Here is a 24,801-nt window from a genome sequence, read left to right as displayed (position 1 = left end):
ATTTTCAATTATTTTTTGTAATATCTTAACATTTTCACTATAGAAGACGGAAAATGTTCAGTTTTCCGAACAAAAAGGGCGTTAATCCCCCTAATAAATGCCATTTTTATTTCTATTCGTAAATAGCCCGAGCACCACCAATTAACTTCGGACGTGTGATGGCAATCGTCACATGGGCACGCCCAAGTTGCTTTTGTTCGATTCTAACGGGGACAACGACTGATTTTAAATGCATACCAATAAAGGTATCGCCAATATCAATCCCAGCATCTGCTTGAATGGATTCGACAACGATCGGATCCTCCAAATGTTGGTAAGCAAAAGTGGCCATGGAACCTCCTGCATGAGGGGCTGGAATAACGGATACTTCCTCCCAATTTTTTTCCAAAGCCGTCTTTTTTTCGATGACTAACGCTCTATTTAAATGTTCACAGCATTGGAACGCCAGGGCAAAATGATTCTCTTTTGCGTACTTCTGAAGCGCTTCAAATAAAATAGCCGCAACTTCCATTGTTCCTGCTGTGCCGATTTTTTCTCCGATAATTTCAGAAGTTGAACAACCGATCACGAGGACTTTTCCTTCTCCAAGCTGAAAATGTTCTTTACAGCCCTGGATAATCTTTTCTATTTCTTGGGCCCATTTTTCTAAAGAGATGTCTGTCATTCTCCTTTTTCACTTCCTCCGAAAGCATCGGTTCCTTCATATTTTGTTATTTTTTCAATCCGATTCTGATGACGTCCACCTTCGAATTCCGTTAAAAGCCAGGTTTTTGCAATTTCGCTTGCAAGCCCTGCCCCAATCACTCTTTCACCCATAGCCAATATATTGCTGTTATTATGCTGGCGAGTCATTTTGGCACTAAAAACGTCATGAACGAGCGCACAGCGAATCCCTTTCACTTTGTTCGCTGAAATACTCATCCCAATTCCTGTTCCACAAATAAGAATTCCACGGTCAAATTCACCACTTGCCACTTTTTCTGCTACAGGCATGGCATAATCAGGATAATCCACTGATGTCTCACAATCGCAGCCAAAATCTTCATATTCTATTTCTAGTTCTTCTAATAGGTCTCGAATCACCTCACGGATATGAATTCCTCCATGGTCTGATGCCAATGCAACTTTCATGTCGACATGCCTCCTAAAAGTAAGAACCGTTCTATAATACGAACGGTCTCATGTTTATAATTCTATTATAAGTGAAAACGGGCGATTGTGTCTCTTAATTTGCCGGCCTGGTCTTCTAACGACCTTGCTAGCTGATCAATTTCCTCCATATCTTGTGCTTGCTTTGTCGCCACCCTTGCCACTTCTTCCGCTCCAGCGGAGGTTTCTTCCGCTATTGCAGCCACTTCCTCTGCTTGCCCAGATGTTTCCTGGACATTTTCCATTTGCTGATCCACGAGAAGTGAAATATCTGCTACGGAAACGGCTGACTGATGAATGGTTTCTGTCATTTTTGCTATTGCTCCAGTGGTTTGTTTTCCTCGCTCTACCTCTTCAGCAGCTGATGTTACCTGTTCGCTAATCTGTGTCACAACTTGATTCACTTCTGATTGAATGTTCTGTAATAGCTCGGTAATTCCTTGAACAGCATGGGCGCTTTGATCGGCAAGTTTTCGAACCTCTTCAGCCACCACTGCAAATCCTTTACCATGTTCCCCTGCTCTCGCCGCCTCTATAGACGCATTTAGAGCCAATAAATTCGTCTGATTCGCCATATCTCCTACAACTTGAATAATTTCTTCCACTTTAGAGGCATTCTCTTCTAATCTTTTGACAGAGGCCAGGGATTGATTGTTTCTTTCTGCTAATTGGCCAATTCCCATTACAAGGGATTCAACAACCTTTTGGCTTTCTTTCAATTCTGCCAACATATCTTGAGAAATATGCTCTGACTCTTGAGCCTTTTCTTGTACAAGTTGTGCAATTCTTGTAATATCCTCTACCGATTCTGCAGTAGACTGGATTGCAGCAGCAGAGCTTTCGGCACCTGATGATATTTCCGAGATTGTATGGGCAACACTTTCTGCTTCTTCTGATACTTTTTTTGACTTTTGGGAGATGGACATCACTCTTGTATTCGTTTGTCTAATATTTTCTTCGATATGCTGAACGATCTCACGTAAATTCCTTAACATTTGATTAAAAGCGATGCCAAGCGCTCTGATTTCATCATCAGTCTGTCCTATGGTCACCTCTGACCGAATATCCCCTTCCCCTGCTTTCCCTGCAGCTTCTTTCAATCTTTGCAGTGGTTTTGTCATAATAGTAGCGCTGAAATAAGCAAGAATACCTGACCAAATAATTCCTAGTAATAATGTAAGTATTGTGAAAACATGTTGGTTTATATATTCTTCTAGAAATGGATAAACAAAGTATAAAAAGAAAGCACTTGTTGAAAATGTAATTGCTGCCAATGTGGTCGTAAATACAACAAGCTTTTTCTGTAATCCAAACCGATATCGTTGTTTCTTTTCCATGTACCCCTGCTCCTGTCTTCTTATAATTCTAACCTTTAAGAGGATGTTCAAACAGCTTAGTAATAAATTCGTTTAATTCATCGTAGGTCTTTTGATATGCATCTTTGTCTCCGGCATAAGGATCCACAATGTCTAAGGAATGTTGTGTAGGATCAACAAATTCTTTTAAAGTGAAAATTTTATCCGCATAGTCTGGAAAAGAATTTATTACCACGTCCTTATGAGCAGTTGTCATGGTAAAAACATGGGTCGCCCATTCTATTTCTTCTTTCTTGACTAATTTAGATCTATGTACACACTCAATTCCATTTTCTTTTAAAACTTGAAGCGCGTGCAGTGTAGCATGATCACCTTCCACTGCAAATAAACCTGCTGACCTCGCCTCCCCCTTTGCTGACCATTTATGGTTGAAAATTGCCGCTGCCATTGGACTTCTACAAGTATTACCTGTGCAAACAAAAAGAACTTTCATCTCTTCCACTCTTCTTGTCCCTCCATCAAATTCTTCCTTATTTCTCTAAACTGACTATTTTACCTCTCCTCATATAGGACTAAAGACCGGATGCTTCTCTTTACAAATTATGCCATATTCCTATACAAAAAGACAGCATTTTCAGGCTGTCTTGAAAAAATTTTTCATTGCATTGTATTTAATCTTCATTTCAAATCTTTTTACCAAGGGAAAGGAATGAGCAGTTTTATCCCAAAAGCAATAAGGATGACACCTCCCAATATTTCACCGTACATCCCTAGCATATTTTGGACTTTACGCCCTATCAGTAGACCTCCCCATGTCATCCCGATTGAAACAACGGAAAAACAAATAACGGCCAGCGCCGCTTTTGCACCAAAGATTCCAAGGCTTAAGCCTGCCGAAAAGCTGTCAATACTTACTAAAAATGAAAAGAACAAAACACCCCATCCAACAGGCAGAAGGGTCAGACTATCCGCAGAAAGAAAATTAGTAAATACCATTTGAAGGCCCACTATAATAAGTAAGGTCCCGCCAATATAAATGGTAATCGTTCCAAAGGTACCTGATAATAGCTGGCCTGCAAATATCCCTAATAATGGCATTAATAAATGAAACCCACCCACAACAATCCCAATATAAAAGATCTGTCTTAGTCTTATTTTGTATGCTCCTATGCCAAGGGATATCGAAAAGGCATCCATACTCACTGCGAATGCCATTATCATTAATGTAATAATCTCCGCAAGCACCCTAATTTCCCCTTTCCATTCGGACATGCCTATAAGAGGAAGTCCAAAAAGTCCGGTAAAAAGACATAAGCGACAAAGGAACTTCGACTAAGTACCGACACGTCCTGTGTCGAACGTCGAAGTCACCACATCCTGTGGAAGCTCGTTGGCTTGTTTCTCCGCTGCTCATGTATTAGGATAAGGAACTTCTGCTAAAACCGCCCACGTCCTGTGGGCAACGCAGAAGTCAGTACATCCTGTACAAGTCCGCTGCTCGAAACTGCGCCGCCTCGAACTTCTTGGTCCTTTTTATCCTCCTTTTCAGACATGCCTATAAGGAAAACATATGCGGGAACTTGCAAGAGTAGAAGGATGTTTGGGATATCAGTGAAACTTCATTCGGTGGGTGGCCTTACTGCCAGTTAATTCGGGATAAAGTTACTTCGGACGGTGGATTGCATGGAACTCTAATATGTTTTATACACTAACACTCAGTCGTTCTTTCTATTTCCAAGGCGCTTGCGCATTTTCTTTTAATCGACTAGCTTTGATCTTTTTGAAAAATCCAGTGATGACCAGCAGCTTTTTCAAGCCGATTCATAATTGCAACACCTACACCTGATTTCGGAAAAACTTCCGCAAAAATAAGATCGACACCCGTTTGATCAAATTTCCGCAGATTGTCATAAAGCTGGCGAGCAACAGCAGCAAGGTTTTTTCGACTACCACAGTCAAGAACAAGGTCCGCATCATAAGCTATCTTTGTCTCCGTAGAGGCTAACACTCCAACCTTTACTCCCTGCTCTCTTTTTTCTTTAATTAAGCTTTGAATCCATGTTGATTCTCCATCTACTAAGTATAATGGTGCATTGGGGGAATAATGCTTATATTTCATTCCAGGAGCCCGTGGAGATTCAGACTTTCCTAGTACATTAGAGGCCAACGACATTTTATTGGATAACACAACTTCCATCTCTTCCTTTGTGATATCTCCAGGTCGTAGAATCACTGGCTTCTGCCCTGTACAATCTAAAACAGTGGACTCTAAGCCCACACCTGCTGCTCCTCCATCCACGATACCTGCGATTTTCCCACTCAGATCCTGCTCTACATGTTGAGCGGTTGTTGGGCTCGGCTTACCTGAACGATTAGCACTTGGAGCGGCAATTGGAAGGCCAGATGTGCGAATCAACGCAAGGGCAATAGGATGGCTCGGCATCCGAATCGCTACAGTATCCAATCCAGCAGTGACTAATTCAGATAAAATACCAGGTTTTCTCGGAAAAATAAGGGTTAAGGGTCCCGGCCAAAAAGCCTTTATCAACAACTTGGCTTGCTCAGATACCTCGATTACGAGTTTTTCCAGCTGTTGATATTCGGCTATGTGGACAATTAGTGGATTATCAGCTGGTCTTCCCTTCGCTGCAAAAATTTGAGCGACAGCCTTATCCGAATAGGCATTAGCCCCCAATCCATACACGGTTTCGGTTGGAAAGGCCACAACTTGATCATCGCTTAAATATTGAGCAGCTTCCACAATCTGTGGATATCTATCCAAATTATCCACATTTTTTTCCACAGACCAGTGAATTGTGTTCATAATTTGTTCCCCATTTCTACATTCTTACTTGATATTCTTTTCCTTGATTTCATAGAATTTTTTCCATTATAACCCGTTGATAACGAACATGTTATCCACAAATTGTGTATAACTATTACTTTTCAGTGGATAACTACCGCTAATTTTGTGTATAACCACTACATTATACAATGGAATTATTTCAATTAAAAAATTTTATTCCATAGTTCCACTAAGAAAAATTTGACCTCTACTTCATCTTCTTGCTTGACCCCGACAGTTGTTTCAGGTTCGCTATCCACAGCTTCCACTTCATCCACAGATTTCTCTGCATCGATCTTCTCTTTATCAGGATCTTCTTTAGATTCTTCTTTCTTTTCTTTTTCGTTATCTTTGTCTTCTATCGAAGATTCCCTTTTATCCTGCTCGACGTCTTCGGTTTCTTCACTTACAGCTAAACTATTGGAGAAATCTAAAAAACATAAAGGGGGGAAGAGTACACACCACCAATTCGCCCCTTTTCCTTCTCCTATCGTAATCACAATCGCCTCATACGTTCCCGCAGGATAAAGGTATTGTCCATAAAGTTTTGTTGGAAACTGTGCCTCTCCAAATTCCACATGAACGGAATCATTGACCCCGGCCTCTTTAAGCTTTTGATTCGCGATTTCTTCAATTTTATCTAATCGTGAGATCATCACTTTTCTGGCTTCTTCCAGTGAAGTTAATTCTGCAACCCACTGATTAATCTCCTCATTTACGGAATCCCGAATTTCCCGTTTAATAGCTTGATCCTTTTCTTTATTACTATTTGCTAATATTCGTAAACGAATGGCTTCATCTGGTATAACAAACGGATCTGTTGCCTGTGCTACTTCCGTTTTTGGTAGGATTAAGCTAACGACAGTCCCTAATACTAAAACTAGTATATACATCCACGCTATATTTTTTTGGTAGAATCTTTTTTTCATATATTCCTTTTTCATATCCATCTGCCCCCTCTACAAAGGCAGTATGGACAGAAAGGTAGAATCATATACATACGGAAATATTTTTAGGGGATGTTCAGAAGGTAAGAATCAAATGGATGAACAGAGGATAAACGGCTAAAGACGCCACGTTTGCATGTCTTCGCCGCTTTAACCAACATCCTGTTGGCCTCAGATCTGAGTGATGACCATACGATCCTTACCATTGATATCCAAGAGAATTTCAATTTGAGCGGACGGAAAGGCTTGTTTCATCAAATCCGCGACAGCATGCCCCTGCCCCGCCCCAATCTCAAAGGCAATGAGAGCCTGCTGTGGGACAAGCTTCGGCAAATCCATCGCGAATCTTCTGTAAAAATCCAGCCCATCTGCACCACCAAATAAAGCAAGAGAGGGTTCATGATCTTGCACAACATCATCTAGCACATCATGATCTGGAATGTAAGGGGGATTGGACAGAATAATATCCCATTTTTCCTCCCTCTCCATTAGTGGCTCTAGTAAATCCCCTTGTTGGAATTGGATGTTTGCTTTAAGCTGTTTGGCATTTTGTTGTGCCGTTTTTAAAGCAGCTTGAGAAATATCTGTTGCCATCACTTCTAGATTCTGACATTCTAGCTTCATTGTAATCGCAATAGCCCCACTGCCTGTCCCAATATCCGCCAATTTTAAAGGCTTATTTTTCGGGAAAAGGCCTTTTATTCTTTGTAAAACAGCTTCAATGAGTTCTTCGGTTTCTGGGCGTGGAATCAAAACATGCTCATTGACCATAAACTTTCGTCCAAAGAATTCCTCATACCCGATAATGTGTTGAATGGGTTTTCCAGAAGCATGTTCCTTCACAGCTCGTTCAAACCGAATCCAATCTTTATCTGAGAGTAGCATTCTTTGTTCCGCTAATAATTGGGATCTATCCATGCCCAAGATCCAATGAAGCAGCCATTCTCCTGCATTCTCATCCCTATTTTGTTCTTTTAAAAAAGAAGAAGCCCATTTCAGGGCCTCAAATACTTTTCTTTCCGACATTTATTCTTCCACACTCTCAAGCTTTTTCGATTGATCTTCAATGACCAAGGCCTCAATGATCTCATCAAGTTTCCCCTCAAGTATCTGGTCCAGTTTTTGAATGGTTAGACCAATTCGGTGGTCTGTCACCCGATTTTGCGGGAAATTATAGGTGCGAATCCGTTCAGAGCGATCACCTGATCCCACGGCTGATTTCCGGTTAGCATCGTATTCGGCTTGCGCTTCCTGCTGAAATTTATCATAAATACGAGCTCGTAACACCTTCATCGCTTTTTCTTTATTTTTTATTTGTGATTTTTCGTCTTGGCAGGAGACGACAATGCCTGTTGGAATATGTGTTAAACGAACAGCCGACATGGTCGTATTCACACTTTGCCCTCCTGGACCACTTGAAGCAAATGTATCAACGCGGATGTCTTTTTCATGGACATCCACTTCCACTTCTTCTGCCTCAGGAAGAACGGCCACTGTTGCAGTAGAAGTATGAATTCGTCCTCCTGATTCCGTTTCAGGAACCCGTTGCACTCGGTGGGCCCCATTTTCGTATTTAAGCTTCGAAAAAGCGCCATTTCCAGTAATCATAAAAATGATTTCTTTAAAACCACCAAGACCCGTAGAATGGGATTCAATCACATCTGTTTTCCATCCTTGCGCCTCCGCATACCGACTGTACATCCGGTATAAATCCCCGGCAAATAAGGCAGCCTCATCTCCGCCAGCCGCACCACGGATTTCCATAATCACGTTCTTTTCATCATTTGGATCTTTTGGAATAAGAAGGATTTTCAAGCGTTCCTCTAAACTCTCCAATTTTTCCTGAAGCTCACTGACCTCTTCTTTGACCATCTCTCGCATATCATCGTCAAGTTTTTCATCCAACATTTCTTTTGCGTCTTGATATTCATTTTGCGCTTCCTTGTAGTTGCGGTATACCTCGACCGTTTCTGCAATGCTGGATTGTTCCTTTGAATATTCTCTAAGTTTATCCGCATCACTGACCACTTCAGGATCACTTAATAATTCATTTAACTTTTCATAACGTTCCTCAACAGATTGCAATTTGTCAAACATGCTCTTCACCTCAAAAATTGGCTTCCATGGTTACTATATTATACCGTCGGCTTCCTTTAGGAGCAAACCATTGTATGGAAAAATGATAAAATGATGATAATCAAGGTTTCGTTGCCTCGATTTCATTTATGAGATATGTAGGAATAAGGAAATATCTTGTTTTCTCACTTGATCAAATAAGCTTCCCTTCGCTTTCCTCCTCGTTAATGGGCTGGATCGAAATTTTCAGAAGCGATTTGTATGCTCTTTCCAGTTGGAACCTCATGATGATGCCGACAGCGTGCTTCATATGCTTCAGCAGCCCCTATCAGAATAACCGGGTCTTCATAGCAGGCGGGCTTCCCATTAATCAACCGTTGCGTTCTACTAGCTGGTGAACCACAAACGACGCATACTGCATGAAGCTTGGTAACCTGTTCGGCAATCGCCATTAACGCAGGCATCGGCCCAAATGGCTCACCGCGAAAATCCTGATCCAAACCTGCAATGATGATGCGATGTCCTTGATTGGCAAGCTGTTGAACAACATGTACCAAATCCGCATCAAAAAATTGTGCTTCATCAATGGCAATAGCGTCTATCTCTGGATCAATCCTTTGTAAAATGTCCATAGAGGATCTCACAGGTTCTGCCATTATAGCTGTTCCATTATGGGATACGACCTCATTCATGCTATAACGATCATCTAATTTCGGTTTAAACACAAGGACAGATTGATTCGCAAAAATCGTTCTCCGAACGCGGCGAATCAACTCTTCGGATTTCCCTGAAAACATGCTGCCGCAAATAACCTCAACCCATCCGGATTGTTTCATTATTTCCATGAAAATCTGGCTCCTTCCTTAATCGGTTTCTAAGTAGTCTTTCCCTATTTCAGACATTAAAAAAACAGGCAACCGTACTTGCCTGTTTTTCTTAGCTTGTTAATTACTTTTGTTTCATGCCGTATTTTTTATTAAATCGGTCAATACGTCCGTCTGCAGAAGCGAATTTTTGACGGCCTGTGTAGAATGGATGACACTCTGAACAAATTTCAACACGTACTTCATCTTTTACAGAGCCACTTTCAAATTCATTTCCACATGCGCATTTCACCATAACTTTTTTATATTCTGGATGAATTCCTGCTTTCATTCTTTTCAGCTCCTTATGCCCTGAATCATTTGCTGAAACAGAGTTAAACTATAATGCTCAACCTAGACCGTTTGCATTATGCTATAAAAACACAATGTCTATTATACCAACTGTAAATAGAAAATGCAATGAAATGACAGAAAAAGATTCATTGGTAACCTCTTCCTTTTTTGAAAAAGAGCCGATTTGGCTTGATTAAGATTGAACAACCGTTCTTCCATTCGTCCTACCTTTTAATTCTTCCGTTAACATATTAAAGAATTCTTCATTTGTTTTTGATTTTTTTAATTTACGCATAAATTTATCCATGAAGTCAGGAGTATCTGCCATTGCTTTACGCAGTTTCCAGAGTTTATCCAATTGCTCTTTCGGAATAAGTAATTCTTCTTTCCTTGTTCCAGATCGATGAAGGTCGATAGCAGGGAAAATTCTTCTTTCTGCAAGAGAACGATCGAGATGAAGCTCTAGATTGCCGGTGCCTTTAAATTCTTCATAAATGACATCGTCCATCCGTGAGCCTGTATCCACAAGCGCAGTCGCTAAGATGGTTAAGCTCCCACCCTCTTCAATATTTCGGGCAGCACCAAAGAAGCGCTTAGGACGGTGAAAAGCTGCTGGATCAATCCCTCCAGAGAGAGTCCGTCCACTTGGTGGGATTACTAAATTATAAGCCCGTGCCAAACGTGTGATACTATCCATTAGAATGACGACATCTCGCCGATGTTCCACAAGTCGCATCGCTCTTTCTAAAACAAGCTCTGCTACTTTAATATGATTTTCGGGTACTTCATCAAATGTAGAGCTTACGACATCAGCATCAACAGAGCGTTCAATATCGGTAACTTCTTCAGGACGTTCATCAATTAATAAGACAATTAACTCTGCTTCTGGATGATTGGTTGTAATAGAATTGGCGATTGATTTTAGTAGCATTGTTTTCCCTGCTTTTGGCGGTGCAACAATTAGCCCCCTTTGTCCGAAGCCTACAGGAGAAACCAGATCCATAATTCTTGTTGATAGATTGGTTGGGGTCGTTTCCAATTTTATCTGGCGATCAGGATAAAGTGGAGTAAGCGCAGGGAAATGAACCCGTTCCTTCGAACTTTCAGGATCTGCCCCATTGACCGCTTCCACATGAAGCAATCCAAAATATCGTTCGTTTTCTTTCGGAGGGCGAACTTTACCGGAGACTTTATCCCCGTTTCTTAAATCAAAGCGGCGAATCTGGGAAGCTGAAATATAAATATCTTCCGAGCTAGCTGTGTAATTAATCGGCCGTAGAAAACCGAACCCCTCAGACTGAATGATTTCCAAAACGCCTTCCATAAAGAAAAATCCTTCTCGTTCGGCGCGCGCCTTTAAAATAGAAAAAATTAATTCTTTTTTCGTTAATTTACTGTAATAAGAGATTTTGTATTCCTTGGCTAATTCATATAATTCTTTTAATTTCATATCTTCGAGTAAAGAAATGTTCAAATCCGTCATCATGACACCACACTTTTTTAATTTCAAAAAATATTAAAAATAATAAAGACAAAAAACAAAATCCGCCACTATTAATTCAAGTCAATCAAAAATTATACTCCTGTTGAAATACGGGAAGGATGACAAGTTACACACAAATGTAGAGTAGGAAGTTTTGAAGATGTCTCTATATTACACGGAAAAGGGAAAACTTGCAAAGGGAAGTCTATTTTTATTACAAGACTCCCCCTCTTTACTAATTTTTATACAGTATATTTTGCCTTTCTATTAGAGGACGTTCAAAAAGTAAGGATCAAATGGATGAGCAGAGGATAAACGGCTAAGGACGCCACGTCCGCATGTCTTCGTCTCCATGACATGCGTCCCGCAGACCTCCCCCCATGGAATGAAGTTTCACTTTATTTGTTCCATTTCTTCCTCGGTCATCTTTTCACGCCAAATGGTTGCACCAAGTCCATTCAATTTTTCGACCAGCCCGCTATAGCCCCGATCGATATGGTCAAGACCTGTTACTTCTGTTATGCCTTCCGCCAGCAAACCAGCAATGACTAAAGCAGCTCCTGCACGTAAATCAGATGCTTTTACCTTTGCACCTTGCAGTTTAGATGGCCCATTTATAATAGCAGAACTGCCTTCTACTTTAATATTCGCATTCATTCTTCTTAATTCATCAATATGTTTAAAACGTCCAGAATAGATCGTATCCGTTACAATCGATGAACCTTCCGCCTTAGATAATAGAACGGTAAATGGTTGTTGTAAATCGGTTGGGAAGCCAGGGTAGACAAGTGTTTTTATATCAATCGGTTTAAACCTGTTTCCTTTACCAATAAAAATTTGATCATCGCCTACATCTACGTGTACATCCATTTCTCTTAATTTTGCTGTTAATGATTCCAAATGATGGGGAATGACATTGTCTATGAGAACTCCTTCTCCTGCTGCTGCAGCCAATATCATATATGTACCTGCTTCAATTCGGTCAGGAATAATCGTATGGCGGCAACCACTCAAGTTTTCTACACCATCAATGCGGATCACATCTGTCCCCGCTCCTTTAATTTTGGCTCCCATATTTGTAAGTAGCGTTGCCACATCAATTATCTCTGGCTCTTTAGCCGCATTTTCAATAATCGTCCTGCCCTTTGCCTTGACAGCCGCCAACATAATATTGATCGTCGCCCCGACACTAACTACATCTAAATAAATCCGTGACCCACGAAGCTCATCTGCTCGTAAATAGATGGCTCCTTGTTCATTGGTTACCTTCGCACCTAGAGATTCAAATCCTTTAATATGCTGATCGATTGGACGTGGTCCCAAATGGCAACCACCTGGAAGACCGATGACCGCTTTTTTGAATCTTCCTAGCATGGCACCCATCATATAATAGGAGGCTCTTAATTTTTTGACCTTCCCATTTGGCAAAGGCATAGAAATCATTTTGGTCGGATCTACTGTCATAATTCCCTGATGAAAATCAACGTCTCCCCCAATTTCTTCTAACAATGCCTTTAAAATATGCACATCTGATATATTAGGTAAGCCCTCGATTGTTACAGGCGACTCAGCCAAGAGGGTCGCAGGGATTAAAGCAACGGCGCTATTTTTAGCTCCACTTACCTTGATCGTACCTTTTAAAGGATAGCCACCCGCTATTTTAAGCTTTTCCATCTTAGTCGTCCTTTCTCACGAACTTATTTCCAAAAAACTAGGTTATATGAAAAGCGCAAGCGCCTTGATCAGCCCCGACAAGCAAATGTTCTGAGACAAGAAAAGTCCGGTTTTGACTTTTATTGGCTCAGGTTATTTGACCTCGAGGGGCTAGGCGCTGGAGCTAGATCCACCACTAGCCAATTTTTATCTTTCATATCTTATTATGAAAAGAGCAAGCGCCTTGATACCTCATTAAAAAGTATTATATACGAATTTTAGCGGAACATGTAAAAAAATAGTATTTTTTAACATGACGCACGTAATCAAACGAGCACATGGGGCCTACAATTCGGGTTGGTTAAAACTTTTCTTCATACTGTAGAACATGATTAGAGGTAGGAACTAAGAAAAGCGCAAGCGCCTTGGTCAGCCCCGACAAGCAAATGTTCTGAGACAAGAAAAGTCCGGTTTTGACTTTTATTGTCTCAGGTTATTTGACCTCGAGGGGCTAGGCGCTGGAGCTAGATCCAAACATTAGCCAATTTTTATACTTTCTTACCTTTAAATAAAAGACAACGAAAACCGCCCAAGAACGAGCGGCCTTCACCATTTATTCATTTTTTAAAGTAATTATGCTTTGCCAGTAGAACCAAATTCGCGCATTTTACCAATAACGGTTTCTTTAATCGTTTCACGTGCAGGTCCAAGATATTTACGTGGATCATACATATCTGGATTTTCTGCTAAAACTTCACGTACCGTTTTTGCAGAAGAAATTTGGTTTTCAGTGTTGACATTAATTTTAGCCGTTCCTAAAGAAATCGCTCTTTGAATATCTTTGGTTGGAATGCCTGTACCACCATGTAGCACAAGTGGGATACCTGTCAAATTCATCACTTCTTCCATACGGTCAAAACCAAGATTTGGTTCTCCTTTGTATGGACCATGAACAGATCCCAATGCTGGAGCGAAGCAATCAACTCCCGTTTCACGAACAAGGCGATCACATTCCTCAGGAATCGCATATGCTGCTTCTGCATCTTGAACAACCAAATCATCTTCTTGTCCACCGATACGGCCAAGTTCTGCTTCAACAGAAACCCCAAACATATGTGCTATTTCAACTACTTTATTGGTCAAGCTAATGTTTTCCTCAAGTGGAAAATGGGAACCATCTATCATAACGGAGGTAAATCCAGCATGAATCGCTTTTGCACACGCCTCAAAACTAGAACCATGGTCAAGATGGATAGCAACAGGGACAGTGGTTCCATATTCCTCCATCAAGCATTCAACCATTTTTACAACAAACTTATAACCACCCATATAGCGCGCTGCACCTTCTGAAACTCCAAGAATGACCGGTGAATTTTCTTCTTCTGCCGCCTGTAGGATTGCTTGTGTAAACTCCAAGTTATTAATGTTAAATTGGCCTACTGCATATTTTTCCTCTTTTGCTTTATTAAGCATGTCTGTCATTGAAACTAAAGGCATTACCCTTCCTCCTCTGGCTTAAACTGCGCACTGGTGTGCTTGTAGAGGATGTCAAAAAGTCCGGTTTTTATCCTCCTTTTTGAACAAGCTCTATTACTGTCCTAGGACGATATCCTAGGCTGAATTTTCTTCCTTTTTTATCATACCAAATTCGCCTGTTTATTACCAACTATTATATCAGTGGAAGAATATTACATAATCTGATTCTGCTAACCTTCTTTTAACATATACTGTTTTACAGCACTACGAATTTCCTCAATATCAAATGGTTTCGAGAAATGAGCAAGTACACCCAGTTTTTTGGCATTTTGAATCAGTTCATGTTCTCCATAAGCGGTCATCATCATCACACCAATATCAGGATTGATCTTCTTCATTTCCGCTAAAATTTCTGGACCACTCATACCAGGGATTTTCATGTCTAATAATACGAGGTCGGGATCATGTTCTTTTGTAATAGCAAGCGCTTGAGGTCCATTGGCTGCTTGAAAAATTTGATATCCTTCTTTTTGCAAAATCTCATTTAATAAAATACGAATACCAAACTGATCATCGACAATTAAAACTTTCTCTTTCATCTTATCTCCCTCTCTATCTTTTATAAAAAAAGTTTTCTAATAAAATAGGGTACAAGATACAAATTAGGCACCATTAGATAATATTCTATTTTAATTTTACTTAGTCCTTCATAATTACCCATCTTTCCGCATTTGTATTCCTTTTTTTCATCATTATAATAAATAATGAAAGGAGTAATTTTTCATGCAAAAAATGTTTACGACCCAGTTACTAGGTCTTTTTAACCGGATCATGGATCATGAGGCTGATTCCATTGAGGATGGAGCAAGGTTGCTGGCACAAGCCTCTGCAGGTGAGGGCACTATTTATATAAAAGGTTTTGATGAAATGGAAGGTGTGATTTCTGAAGCCATCCATGGACAAGAACCTTTGCAAAATGTACAGCCTTTACCATCCGTATCGGAACTAAAAACAGTGGATCGGGTCTTACTGATGACACGCTTTTCTGATGATCAGGAAGCTGTTCAACTGGCTGAAAAACTTGAGAAAAAAGGGATCTCCTTCGTAGCCATCTCAGGAATAAAAAAGTCAGAAGCCAAACAGCTTCCGGATTTAGCTGATGTACATATTAATACTTATGTACTTAAACCATTACTTCCGAACGAAGACGGAAGTCGGATGGGATTCCCTTCCTTGATAGCCGCTCTTTACATTTATTCTTCGATTAAATTTGTTTTGGATGAAATTCTTATGGAATATAAGTGATAAATAATTGAAACACAATTTCAAAAAAAAGCCTGTTCAGATGAATCATCTTTCATCTAAACAGGCTTTTCTATTTGATTCATTACTTTTTCGTTTTCATCGCTGCTTCTATAAAACCGTAAAATAATGGGTGTGGACGTGTTGGGCGTGATTTGAACTCCGGATGGAATTGGCAAGCGACAAACCAAGGATGATCGGTTAATTCGACAATTTCCACGAGACGTCCATCTGGACTAATACCGGAAAAGACAAAACCATTCTCTGCCATTTTTTCCCGGTAGGCATTATTGAATTCATAACGATGACGATGACGTTCTTCGATTATGTCCTGACCATAAGCTTCATGAGCTTTCGTTCCAGGTGTTAATTTACATGGGTATTGACCTAAACGCAAAGTCCCGCCAAGATCAGCTACACTTTCCTGATCAGGCAATAAGGCAATAATCGGATCCTTAGTTTCTGGTTGAATTTCTGCAGAATGAGCCTCTTCTAATCCTACTACATTGCGCGCATATTCCACAGAAGCCAATTGCATGCCTAGGCAAATACCGAGGAATGGAATCTTTTGTTCACGGGCGTATTGGATCGCCACTATTTTCCCATCAATCCCACGATCTCCAAATCCACCAGGAACCAAGATTCCATCTACCTCTTTTAGATTCTCTGCTACATTTTCAGTTGTCATATACTCTGAATTGAACCATTTAATGTCAATATCTGAATTGAATGAGTATCCAGCGTGTTTCAATGCTTCTACTACAGAAATATAGGCGTCTGGCAATTCGACATATTTCCCTACAAGGGCGATGGTTGTCGTATGCTCTAGGTTTTGTACCTTTTCAACAAGTTCCTTCCATTCCGTCATATCTGCTTCACCGCCATTTAATTTCAAGTGATCACAGACAATTTGATCCATTTTTTGTTCCTGATAAGATAAAGGAATGGAATACAAGGTACTTTCATCTAGACCTTCAATGACAGAACCTTTTTCGATATCACAAAATAAAGCAAGCTTGTCCTTCACTTCTTCTGAAATTGGCCTTTCTGTACGGACAACAAGAATATTCGGCTGAATCCCCAAACTATGAAGTTCCTTTACACTATGCTGAGTTGGTTTTGTTTTCATTTCGCCTGCTGCTTGCAGGTACGGAATAAGGGTACAATGAATGTACATCACATTCTCAAGACCGACATCATATTTCATTTGTCTAATCGCTTCTAAAAAAGGAAGCGATTCAATATCGCCAACGGTTCCACCGATTTCGGTAATAATAACGTCTGCTTTTGTTTTTTCAGCCGCACGATAAATACGATCTTTAATTTCATTGGTAATATGCGGAATAACCTGTACGGTCCCCCCCAAATAATCACCACGTCGTTCTTTCTTAATGACTTCAGAATAGATTTTACCTGTTGTTACATTACTATATCTATTTAGATTAATATCAATAAAACGTTCATAATGGCCAAGATCAAGATCTGTTTCGGCTCCATCCTCTGTCACAAACACTTCTCCATGCTGATAAGGGCTCATCGTTCCCGGGTCCACATTAATGTATGGATCAAATTTCTGAATGGTGACACTTAAACCACGATTTTTCAGAAGCCGACCGAGTGATGATGCGGTAATTCCCTTCCCTAAAGATGAAACAACCCCGCCGGTAATGAAAATAAATTTAGACACAATTCTTCCTCCTCTAGATTCTCTATTCTTCCACAATCATGGGTTAGGCACTTTTTTCCTTTTAAAAAAATAAAAAACGCCCCCGCTACAATTGCAATGGGAGCGTGTTGGTTTATTGAACAGTCCTTTTTCAAGGAGCCCAAATAAAATATTACATATTCGTTATTAGGAAGTCAAGTGAATTATTTTTCCTCTTCCTCTACATCTTCTTCCTCTTCTTCATCGATATCATATTCTTCTTCATCAATCAGGTCTTCTTCAAATTCTTCTTCGTCCTCGAATTCTTCTTCCTGAAGAGCTTCAAGACTTTCATCCTCATCTTCCTCTTCGTCGTCATCTAAGAGTACTTCATCATCCTCCAAGTCATAGTCAAGCTCTTCTTCTTCCAAATCTTCAAGCAAGTCTTCTTCCTCTTCTTTGAGCGCCTTTTTCGATTTCTTTTTCTTTTTAGTCTTAGTCGGCATTACAACTTCCTCATCAATTTGATCCATTGGGTACCATTCCCGAAGTCCCCATCGATTTTCACCGAGTGTCATAAATCTTCCATCTATATTCAAATCCGTATAGAATTGAACCATTTTCTCTTGCATTTCATTCTTCGATAATCCCAGATTCGCGCCTATCTCATCCAATAATTCCTGGAATGAAATAGCTTCCCCTTTTTCCTTAAAAATTTGAAAAGCTAGCTCAATTAGTGCCATTTCTTGTAATTCTTCCTTTGATTGTTGCAACATTGAAAATTCGCTCCCTTTCACTCTATATATGTAAGTCTCTTCCTTATAATAGCCAAATACAGATCTCATTTTGTCCAGCTCCGGCTCCTAGCGACTAGCAGAAAATAACCTTTCTCCGGTAAAGTCTATTGACTTTTCCTCCGGAAGAACATTTTCTGTCGTCGCTAATCAGTCGCCTCCGCTTTTCTCTGTCCAGCTCCGGCTCCTAGCGACTAGCAGAAAATAACCTTTCTCCGGTAAAGTCTATTGACTTTTCCTCCGGAAGAACATTTTCTGTCGTCGCTAATCAGTCGCCTCCGCTTTTCTCTGTCCAGCTCCGGCTCCTAGGGGCTCGCAGTAAATAACCTTCCTCCGGCAAAGTCTTTGGGCCAACAGGATGTTGGTCAGAACAGCGTTGCGCCAGGACGGCGCGAATTTAGCTGTTCATCCTTCTATTTCAAATTTGTACGCCCCTAAGCAGTCGCCTCCGCTTTTCTCTGTCCAGCTCCGGCTCCTAGCGACTAGCAAATTTACTGCTTCTTCCTACGATAAGTCAACATCGGCTCATTCTTCGCCGTGTTTCCTTTATCTCGTCAGAAGCCTTTAAATTTGTACGTCGCTAATCAGTCGCCTCCGCTTTTCTCATTATAAACAAATTGATTTCATTTATGCTACTATTTTTCTAAATAATTATTGGATTTGTCGGGTTTTCTTTCTTCTGGTGGTATTTTCCCTATCTCTTTCTTTGATGAAGCATTGATTTTGATGACTAAAAAGAATAAAAAGATGGAACCAATCAGGAATGGAATGGCGCCAAGTGATTGTTGGTAAAGAAAGTAGCTGGCAACTAAGATTAAACAACTTACAATCATATAGAGTGCAATTTTCATACTTCCACATCCAGTCTGAAGAAAGTTTGTTTATTTGCAATTCCTTACTGGAAATCCCTTAAAACAATAAAAATAGATAGGTGTATCCCTATCTATTTTTACATATTTATAAGATATTTTCCTCTCATTTATTCTAGAGTATGATGCACCCATTCCTGTTTATGAGACCTTTTCACTTTCTGGTTTCCCACAAACGGATCTTTCCAATAACTCAGCTACATCATAGGTACCGACTTTATCTTCCACTTCTTTCGCTTTGGTCCCATCTGACAGCATGGTTAAACAATAGGGACATCCTGAACTAATAATGGATGGGCTTACCGCTAAGGCTTGTTCTGTCCGAGCTACATTCACACGTTGTTCTGGATCTTCCTCCATCCACATCAAGCCGCCTCCAGCACCACAACACATGCCATTCTCTCGATTGCGGTCCATTTCAACCAAGGTAATGCCGGGAATGGATTTTAAGATTTCACGCGGAGGATCATAGACCTCATTATAGCGGCCAAGATAACAAGAATCATGGTAGGTAATTTTTCCCTCCACTTTATACTTTGGTCGTAATCGCCCTTCCTGAATGAGCTGATAAAGTAGTTCAGTATGATGATACACTTCTGCTTGGAAGCCAAAATCAGGATACTCATTTTTAAAAATATTATAGGCATGTGGGTCAATCGTTACAATCTTTTGAATCTGATGTTTTTCAAATTCCTTTATATTGGCTGTTGCCAATTCCTGAAATAAAAATTCATTTCCTAATCTACGTGGCGTATCCCCGGAATTTTTTTCTTTGTTACCCAAAATCGCAAATTTCACGTCTGCTTCATTCAGTAGTTTCGCAAAGGAGAGGGCAATTTTTTGACTGCGATTATCAAACGCCCCCATCGAACCGACCCAAAGTAAATATTCGAAATCCTCTCCAGCCTTTTTCATTTCCTTCACGGTTGGGATATGAATATCTGCGCGGGCTTCTCGCCAGTTTTCCTTTTCCTTACGATTCAATCCCCAAGGATTTCCCTGCCGTTCAATATTTTGCATCGCACGCTGGGCGTCCGGATTCATTTTTCCCTCTGTCAACACAAGATAACGACGCATATCGATAATATGGCTCACATGATTATTCATAACGGGACATTGATCTTCACAATTCCGGCAAGTTGTACAGGCCCACAACTCTTCCTCTGTAATGATATCGCCAATCATACTTGGATGATAATCAACTGTGGCTGCCGCTTCCTTCGTTCCTTTTCCCGCTCCAGCCTTTGCTAATTGGTTTCCCATTGTTCCAGAAAAAGCATAAGTTGGCACCCAAGGCTCTTTACTTGTCACGGCTGCCCCATAATTTGTTAAATGATCACGTAATTTAGTCATAATCTCCATTGGGGATAACGTTTTTCCGGTCCCCGATGCAGGGCACATATTTGTGCAGCGACCACATTCTACACAGGCATATAAGTCGATTAGCTGTAAATCGGTAAACTCATCGATTTTTCCGACACCAAAGGTTTCTTGCGATTCATCCTCGAAATCAATTGGTGCCAACTTCTTTCCTTCGTCTGGGGCATTCAAATAAACATTTGCAGGCCCAGCAATTAAATGGGCATGCTTGGATTGGGGAACATAGACGAGAAAGGCAAGCAAAATGAAAAGATGAACCCACCAAGCAATATAAAATAAACCAGCAGCTACCATGGGATCCATCCATCGGAAAACAAACGCAATCCCAGAGGCAACAGGTTCCGTCCATACTAAAGGATCATTGTTCCAGACGAGGGACATTCCATTCCCAAGCAATACGGAGAGCATTAATCCTCCGATAAATAATAAAACAAGGCCTGCATAAAAACCACGTTTCAATCGGGCTAATTTTTCAATATATCGACGGTAAAAAGCGCCTATGACGGCAATTAAAATAAGGAGTGTAACCATTTCTTGAAAAAATTTAAACCCAGGATAAAGTGGACCGAGCGGCAGATGAGAACCGGGCACAAGCCCTTTCCAAATAAAATCAATCGCCCCAAATTGCACAAGAATAAACCCGTAAAAAAATACGACATGAATGAGACCACTTTTTTTATCTTTCAAAAGTTTTTTTTGCCCAAAAACATAGACACCAATTTTCTTAAGGCGCTGTTTCATATCATGGTCAAATTCTGTCTTTTTTCCTAGCTTGATATAAGCAATCCGTGTTCTGACAACATAAACAAAGAGATAGATACAGTAAGCGGTTACAGAGAGGAAAGCAATCCAATTGAGCCAAAATAATGGACCCATTCCAAGCACTCCCTTTAATTTCTTATTATACCCATCATATAAAATGAATGGCCATTCAGTCAAGAGGTAGAATGAAATGAATCTAGATTTTCTACTAGTTTGCTATTGAATGTATGTGATTTTCGCTAACTTTATTCCAAGTTTATGGACAAAAAGCAATCAACCCTACTATTTTAGGAGAAGTGATTGCTTTTATCAAACAGGGATAATCGATTCCGGACGGGATAAAAATTCAGTCAGATGGGTTCATCTGTAATGGACTGGGAAGTAAGGCTATTTGTGGCTTTGGCATTTTTGGATGGTTGTATATTTCCACCTCAATATGGTACACGGTTCGAATCGTTTGTTTTTGAATAACGTCTTCCACTTTCCCAATTGTATGTATTCTTCCTTTATCCATTAACAGCAAGCGGTCACAGTAGAGGCTCGCAATATTTAAATCATGAAAAATGGAAATGACCGTCAGCCCTTTTTCTCTTACCCATCTGTTCAACTTGTCTAATAATTCTTTTTGAAAAGAAAGGTCTAAATGATTTGTCGGTTCATCCAGCAGTAAAATTTCCGGCTTTTGTGCCAATGCTTGAGCAAGAAAAACGCGTTGCCGTTCTCCACCTGAAAGAGTATGCAATAATTTGTTTTGAAAAGGCTGGATGCCGGTTGCGATCATGGCTTTTTCAATGATTTGCTCATCTTCTTCCCTTCTCGTTTGAAACAAGCCTTTTTGATGGGCATAACGGCCTAATGCAACCGTCTCTTTCACTGTAAAGGCAAAGGCTTCTGACTGAACCTGTGGTAACACGGCCAATTTTTGAGCTAACTCCTTTGTAGTAAAGTTTCGGAGGGGCTTGTCCTGAAGCAGAATATCCCCCTTTTTCGGTGACAGTAAACCACTCATCATCTTTAATAAGGTTGTTTTCCCGCTTCCGTTGGGACCGATGATTCCAAAAAACTCCCCCTTTTCTACCGAAAAAGAAAGATCATGTAACACTTGAAAACCGGGATAACCTCCCGAAATCTGTTTGATTTGCAGCATGATTTATCCTCTACTTTCCAATCTTCGTCTCATTAAAATCCCCGCAAAAACGGGTGCGCCAATGAGAGCTGTAATAACACCTATTGGAAGCTCTGCCGGCTGAATGATCGTTCGAGCCAATAAATCGGCTAAGATCAAAAAACCTCCCCCCACCACCGTAGACAAAGGTAGTAAATGTGTATGATCGGGTCCCCATAATAATCTTGTTAAATGCGGAATCACCAAGCCAACGAAACCAATCGTTCCTGAAACAGCGACGGCGGCTCCGGTCAAAAGAGAACCAGCTATTAGAACGAGCTGTTTACGTTTTTCCACATTCACTCCTAAGTGTTGCGCCCGTTCCTCACCAAATGTCATAGCATTCAATTCTCTTGTATTCAACATTAATAGAAAGCTGCCGATCAAGAAAAAAGGAAGGATGATCCAAATGTAATTCCAACCACGCATCGAGACACTTCCTAACAACCAGCCAATAATTTCTCGCAGCTCTTGATTAGACAAAGCAATGATCAGGGAAAGGAACGCTCCCAGAAAGGAACTGAAAATAATTCCTGTTAAAATAATCGTTTCTACTTTCATGCTGGGTTCAATTTTCCGTGCAAAAAATAACACAATAAAAATCGTTATAAAAGCAGCTATGATACTGGCGATTGGTAAGGTTAATAAGCCGATAATAGGAAAACTAAGTTGAAAAAATATAACGATTACAGCACCTACGGAAGCTCCCGAAGATACGCCTAATGTATAGGGGTCTGCCAGTGGATTCCTGAGTAGACCTTGGAAGGCTGCGCCTGCTAAAGCAAGCGAAGCACCAACAAGACCCGCTAAAACAACACGTGGTAGACGAATATTGATCACGATATTATCAAGCATTGGATCTGTTTGAAAAGAAAGAGGAAGAAGATGATTGCCAAAAATAGCAACCATCTCCTTGAAGGAAACCTGCACCGTTCCAACTCCTACTCCTAGAAAAACTGTGATGAGCAAAAAGCCAATCGCAAGGCAATATGAAATGCCTGGCTTATTCCCCGTAAACTTCTGGATAAATCGCTTTGGCAAGCTCCTCTACTCCTTCAATAATTCGTGGACCTGAACGACTAATAAGATCTTCGTTCACATGGTACACTTGGTTTTCTTTGATCGCGGTTATGTCTTTCCAAGCGGTCCGCTGCAACACTTGATCAACTGCATCTTCCACATGGCTGTAATTCACAATGATGATATCTGGGTTGCTTTTAATAATCGCTTCCTCATTTAAGATGGGATATCCTTCTTCTTCCACAACGTTTTTCGCTTGAATCGTATCTAACATTTCATCCATAAATGTCCCTTTACCTATTGTGTATATTTTTGGTGCAGGTTGAAGTTCAACGAATACTGTTTTTTGCTGATCTTCTGAGATTTCTTTAGCCTTCTTTTTAATATCCGCTAATTTCGCTTGCATATCCGCTACAACTTCACTAGCCTTATCCGTCTTTCCAAGTGCTTTTCCAATCGTCTCAATCGTTTGATAAACAGAATCAAAGCTTTGCGCATCTTCTATTACAAGTACCGTTACCCCACTATCTTCTATTTGCTTTAACCCACTCTCCCATGTTGGTAAGCTAGAACTATGGGCAAGAACAAGGTCCGGCTTAAGCGAAAGTACCTTTTCCACATTTAGTTCAAAGCCAGCCGCTACTTTTTCGAGATGAGCGACTTCTTCAGGATAATCATCATATTCGGTAGAAGCTCCGACCATGTCACTCCCTTTTTCTAAAGCAAAAACAATTTCCGTATTACTTGGGATCAGGGAAACAATCCGTTTTGGTTCTTGTTTAATCTCTACATCCTTCCCTGTTGCATCCTTAATGGTAACGGGAAAACTAGCTTCTGCTTCTGTCAATTGATTCTCTGCTACCTGATCTTTACTTCCCTCTGTTTGATCTGTTTTCGGTTTAGCATCAGCCCCGCAACCAGTCAATAACGTAAAAACAAGTAAAAAAATTCCTATTACAGCGATATTCCTTTTCTTCATTTGAACTTCTCCCATATAAAAAAGTATGTTTTATATATATTTTTTCCACAAATACTAGGTTCACCCAGATTATACATCTTTTTTTCTAAATGGACATCTTTTTCATAAAGAAAAGGGAATAATAAGACGGAGGGTAGTGTCAAAAATTCTATGAAAACAAAAGCCCAAAAGTAGCTCTAAGATCTAAATGTGGTGGTAAGCTGCCGCAATCGCTCTTGACAAACACGCCAATGGTTTGAATTCAGACTAACAAGGGCGAAGGGGACAAAAAGAAGGCAGGCCAAATAAGCCCTTGGTTTTTCCCATTTTAAACCATTGGCAAGTTCGGTTTGTCAAGAGTTCGCTTCGCCGATTGCTAATTTAGCTTTTAAAAATCATTCAAGGGCTCAGCTAAACAAAAAGTTAGGCTAACCGCTGTTTTACGATCCATTGTTGAGCTAACTCGATCAGTTTTGTCCACCGTGCCGGCATTGTAGGAAGACCTGATAAGGATGGATTGACAACAGGTACCTTTCCCTCTAAAGAGGCATGTGGCCTAAGAAAATTAAAATAAGCGACAAACAAGGTGACATAGGAAACAGAACCATGTTCTGAACCAAAGCCGTGTGTAGAACGATAGTTTCCCTTAAATGTACGATTAAGTCTCTCAATGACTTGTTTAAGTGGCCTGAATTCGGTTGAAACAGGGTCTTCATTTGTCAGACCAATCACCTGTTTGACATCAAACTGGATGTCGTGTTGGGCGAAAAAATGTTGAGCTAGAAGATAGATGGGATTTCCATC

23 protein-coding genes and 1 pseudogene are annotated in these 24,801 nt (G+C 40.4%); 1 reads left to right on the top strand and 23 read right to left on the bottom strand.

Annotated features, from left to right (window positions below; translation table 11 throughout):
- Positions 1–112: 112 nt before the first annotated feature.
- From MUB24_RS06520 to MUB24_RS06450, 15 genes are all read right to left on the bottom strand, one after another.
- Positions 113–664, bottom strand: coding sequence for a TIGR01440 family protein (locus MUB24_RS06520; RefSeq protein WP_244702463.1), 552 nt, complete (start codon positions 662–664; stop codon positions 113–115).
- Positions 661–1,131, bottom strand: a complete 471-nt coding sequence (gene rpiB / locus MUB24_RS06515; protein WP_244702462.1) for a ribose 5-phosphate isomerase B — start codon at positions 1,129–1,131, stop codon at positions 661–663. Before rpiB ends, MUB24_RS06520 begins: the two co-directional genes overlap by 4 nt.
- 65 nt (positions 1,132–1,196) lie before the next feature.
- A complete protein-coding gene (locus tag MUB24_RS06510; protein ID WP_244702461.1) occupies positions 1,197–2,486 on the bottom strand; it encodes a methyl-accepting chemotaxis protein in 1,290 nt (429 codons plus the stop codon).
- Between the two features lie 28 nt (positions 2,487–2,514).
- Complete coding sequence (locus tag MUB24_RS06505) at positions 2,515–2,958, bottom strand: low molecular weight protein arginine phosphatase (protein ID WP_244702703.1); 444 nt, start codon at positions 2,956–2,958, stop codon at positions 2,515–2,517.
- Positions 2,959–3,158: 200 nt separating this feature from the next.
- On the bottom strand, positions 3,159–3,716 hold the full coding sequence (locus tag MUB24_RS06500; protein ID WP_244702702.1) for a manganese efflux pump MntP: 558 nt from the start codon (positions 3,714–3,716) through the stop codon (positions 3,159–3,161).
- A gap of 514 nt (positions 3,717–4,230) precedes the next feature.
- The gene (locus tag MUB24_RS06495) at positions 4,231–5,289 is read right to left on the bottom strand and encodes an L-threonylcarbamoyladenylate synthase (protein ID WP_244702460.1); all 1,059 of its coding nucleotides are present in this window, start codon (positions 5,287–5,289) and stop codon (positions 4,231–4,233) included.
- Positions 5,290–5,474: 185 nt separating this feature from the next.
- Positions 5,475–6,254: a stage II sporulation protein R gene (gene spoIIR, locus MUB24_RS06490; RefSeq protein WP_244702459.1), complete on the bottom strand. Its 780-nt coding sequence runs from the start codon at positions 6,252–6,254 to the stop codon at positions 5,475–5,477.
- 174 nt (positions 6,255–6,428) lie between these two features.
- Positions 6,429–7,283: a peptide chain release factor N(5)-glutamine methyltransferase gene (gene prmC, locus MUB24_RS06485; protein ID WP_244702458.1), complete on the bottom strand. Its 855-nt coding sequence runs from the start codon at positions 7,281–7,283 to the stop codon at positions 6,429–6,431.
- Entirely contained in the window at positions 7,284–8,354 is a 1,071-nt protein-coding gene (prfA, locus tag MUB24_RS06480) for a peptide chain release factor 1 (RefSeq protein ID WP_244702456.1), read from the bottom strand.
- Between the two features lie 203 nt (positions 8,355–8,557).
- Positions 8,558–9,178, bottom strand: coding sequence for a thymidine kinase (locus MUB24_RS06475; RefSeq protein ID WP_244702454.1), 621 nt, complete (start codon positions 9,176–9,178; stop codon positions 8,558–8,560).
- 103 nt (positions 9,179–9,281) lie between these two features.
- Positions 9,282–9,488, bottom strand: coding sequence for a 50S ribosomal protein L31 (gene rpmE, locus MUB24_RS06470; RefSeq protein ID WP_244702452.1), 207 nt, complete (start codon positions 9,486–9,488; stop codon positions 9,282–9,284).
- 195 nt (positions 9,489–9,683) lie between these two features.
- Entirely contained in the window at positions 9,684–10,973 is a 1,290-nt protein-coding gene (gene rho / locus MUB24_RS06465; protein WP_244702450.1) for a transcription termination factor Rho, read from the bottom strand.
- 393 nt (positions 10,974–11,366) lie between these two features.
- Entirely contained in the window at positions 11,367–12,647 is a 1,281-nt protein-coding gene (locus MUB24_RS06460; RefSeq protein WP_244702448.1) for a UDP-N-acetylglucosamine 1-carboxyvinyltransferase, read from the bottom strand.
- Between the two features lie 612 nt (positions 12,648–13,259).
- Positions 13,260–14,123 carry a class II fructose-1,6-bisphosphate aldolase gene (gene fba, locus MUB24_RS06455; RefSeq protein ID WP_244702446.1) on the bottom strand — a complete coding sequence of 288 codons (864 nt, stop codon included), beginning with the start codon at positions 14,121–14,123 and terminating at the stop codon, positions 13,260–13,262.
- Between the two features lie 209 nt (positions 14,124–14,332).
- Positions 14,333–14,701 carry a response regulator gene (locus MUB24_RS06450; protein WP_244702444.1) on the bottom strand — a complete coding sequence of 123 codons (369 nt, stop codon included), beginning with the start codon at positions 14,699–14,701 and terminating at the stop codon, positions 14,333–14,335.
- A 184-nt stretch (positions 14,702–14,885) separates the two neighbouring features.
- Between MUB24_RS06450 and MUB24_RS06445 the strand changes: the two genes are divergently transcribed.
- Positions 14,886–15,407 (top strand): DUF2529 domain-containing protein, encoded by a 522-nt coding sequence (locus MUB24_RS06445; RefSeq protein ID WP_244702442.1) that lies wholly within the window; start codon positions 14,886–14,888, stop codon positions 15,405–15,407.
- An 82-nt stretch (positions 15,408–15,489) separates the two neighbouring features.
- Here MUB24_RS06445 and MUB24_RS06440 read toward each other — a convergent pair whose 3' ends face one another.
- The 8 genes and pseudogenes from MUB24_RS06440 to MUB24_RS06405 all read right to left on the bottom strand — a co-directional run.
- Positions 15,490–17,091, bottom strand: coding sequence for a CTP synthase (locus MUB24_RS06440; RefSeq protein ID WP_244702440.1), 1,602 nt, complete (start codon positions 17,089–17,091; stop codon positions 15,490–15,492).
- A 182-nt stretch (positions 17,092–17,273) separates the two neighbouring features.
- The gene (rpoE, locus tag MUB24_RS06435; protein WP_280516894.1) at positions 17,274–17,894 is read right to left on the bottom strand and encodes a DNA-directed RNA polymerase subunit delta; all 621 of its coding nucleotides are present in this window, start codon (positions 17,892–17,894) and stop codon (positions 17,274–17,276) included.
- 584 nt (positions 17,895–18,478) lie between these two features.
- Positions 18,479–18,694, bottom strand: a complete 216-nt coding sequence (locus tag MUB24_RS06430; protein WP_244702438.1) for a hypothetical protein — start codon at positions 18,692–18,694, stop codon at positions 18,479–18,481.
- A 159-nt stretch (positions 18,695–18,853) separates the two neighbouring features.
- Positions 18,854–20,968 (bottom strand): (Fe-S)-binding protein, encoded by a 2,115-nt coding sequence (locus MUB24_RS06425; protein WP_244702436.1) that lies wholly within the window; start codon positions 20,966–20,968, stop codon positions 18,854–18,856.
- Positions 20,969–21,200: 232 nt separating this feature from the next.
- Complete coding sequence (locus MUB24_RS06420; protein ID WP_244702434.1) at positions 21,201–22,001, bottom strand: heme ABC transporter ATP-binding protein; 801 nt, start codon at positions 21,999–22,001, stop codon at positions 21,201–21,203.
- Between the two features lie 3 nt (positions 22,002–22,004).
- Positions 22,005–23,060: a FecCD family ABC transporter permease gene (locus tag MUB24_RS06415; protein ID WP_244702432.1), complete on the bottom strand. Its 1,056-nt coding sequence runs from the start codon at positions 23,058–23,060 to the stop codon at positions 22,005–22,007.
- Positions 23,023–24,018: an ABC transporter substrate-binding protein gene (locus MUB24_RS06410; RefSeq protein WP_244702431.1), complete on the bottom strand. Its 996-nt coding sequence runs from the start codon at positions 24,016–24,018 to the stop codon at positions 23,023–23,025. The genes MUB24_RS06415 and MUB24_RS06410 overlap by 38 nt, the downstream gene beginning before the upstream one ends.
- Before the next feature lie 402 nt (positions 24,019–24,420).
- Positions 24,421–24,801, bottom strand: a pseudogene (locus MUB24_RS06405) (DDE-type integrase/transposase/recombinase); the annotation flags it as partial.

Origin of the sequence: Lederbergia sp. NSJ-179 (assembly GCF_022867885.1) — a bacterium.
In the GTDB taxonomy this organism is placed as follows: Bacteria; Bacillota; Bacilli; order Bacillales; family Bacillaceae_C; genus Lederbergia.
This window is presented reverse-complemented; position numbering and strand designations above follow the sequence as displayed.

Excerpts from the sequence above, each read along its gene's own strand:
- MUB24_RS06520 (WP_244702463.1), bottom strand. The coding sequence starts at position 664 with ATGACAGACATCTCTTTAGAAAAATGGGCCCAAGAAATAGAAAAGATT.
- rpiB (WP_244702462.1), bottom strand. The coding sequence starts at position 1,131 with ATGAAAGTTGCATTGGCATCAGACCATGGAGGAATTCATATCCGTGAG.
- MUB24_RS06510 (WP_244702461.1), bottom strand. The coding sequence starts at position 2,486 with ATGGAAAAGAAACAACGATATCGGTTTGGATTACAGAAAAAGCTTGTT.
- MUB24_RS06505 (WP_244702703.1), bottom strand. The coding sequence starts at position 2,958 with ATGAAAGTTCTTTTTGTTTGCACAGGTAATACTTGTAGAAGTCCAATG.
- MUB24_RS06495 (WP_244702460.1), bottom strand. The coding sequence starts at position 5,289 with ATGAACACAATTCACTGGTCTGTGGAAAAAAATGTGGATAATTTGGAT.
- spoIIR (WP_244702459.1), bottom strand. The coding sequence starts at position 6,254 with ATGAAAAAGGAATATATGAAAAAAAGATTCTACCAAAAAAATATAGCG.
- prmC (WP_244702458.1), bottom strand. The coding sequence starts at position 7,283 with ATGTCGGAAAGAAAAGTATTTGAGGCCCTGAAATGGGCTTCTTCTTTT.
- prfA (WP_244702456.1), bottom strand. The coding sequence starts at position 8,354 with ATGTTTGACAAATTGCAATCTGTTGAGGAACGTTATGAAAAGTTAAAT.
- MUB24_RS06475 (WP_244702454.1), bottom strand. The coding sequence starts at position 9,178 with ATGGAAATAATGAAACAATCCGGATGGGTTGAGGTTATTTGCGGCAGC.
- rpmE (WP_244702452.1), bottom strand. The coding sequence starts at position 9,488 with ATGAAAGCAGGAATTCATCCAGAATATAAAAAAGTTATGGTGAAATGC.
- rho (WP_244702450.1), bottom strand. The coding sequence starts at position 10,973 with ATGACGGATTTGAACATTTCTTTACTCGAAGATATGAAATTAAAAGAA.
- MUB24_RS06460 (WP_244702448.1), bottom strand. The coding sequence starts at position 12,647 with ATGGAAAAGCTTAAAATAGCGGGTGGCTATCCTTTAAAAGGTACGATC.
- fba (WP_244702446.1), bottom strand. The coding sequence starts at position 14,123 with ATGCCTTTAGTTTCAATGACAGACATGCTTAATAAAGCAAAAGAGGAA.
- MUB24_RS06450 (WP_244702444.1), bottom strand. The coding sequence starts at position 14,701 with ATGAAAGAGAAAGTTTTAATTGTCGATGATCAGTTTGGTATTCGTATT.
- MUB24_RS06445 (WP_244702442.1), top strand. The coding sequence starts at position 14,886 with ATGCAAAAAATGTTTACGACCCAGTTACTAGGTCTTTTTAACCGGATC.
- rpoE (WP_280516894.1), bottom strand. The coding sequence starts at position 17,894 with ATGAGATCTGTATTTGGCTATTATAAGGAAGAGACTTACATATATAGA.
- MUB24_RS06430 (WP_244702438.1), bottom strand. The coding sequence starts at position 18,694 with ATGAAAATTGCACTCTATATGATTGTAAGTTGTTTAATCTTAGTTGCC.
- MUB24_RS06425 (WP_244702436.1), bottom strand. The coding sequence starts at position 20,968 with ATGGGTCCATTATTTTGGCTCAATTGGATTGCTTTCCTCTCTGTAACC.
- MUB24_RS06420 (WP_244702434.1), bottom strand. The coding sequence starts at position 22,001 with ATGCTGCAAATCAAACAGATTTCGGGAGGTTATCCCGGTTTTCAAGTG.
- MUB24_RS06410 (WP_244702431.1), bottom strand. The coding sequence starts at position 24,018 with ATGAAGAAAAGGAATATCGCTGTAATAGGAATTTTTTTACTTGTTTTT.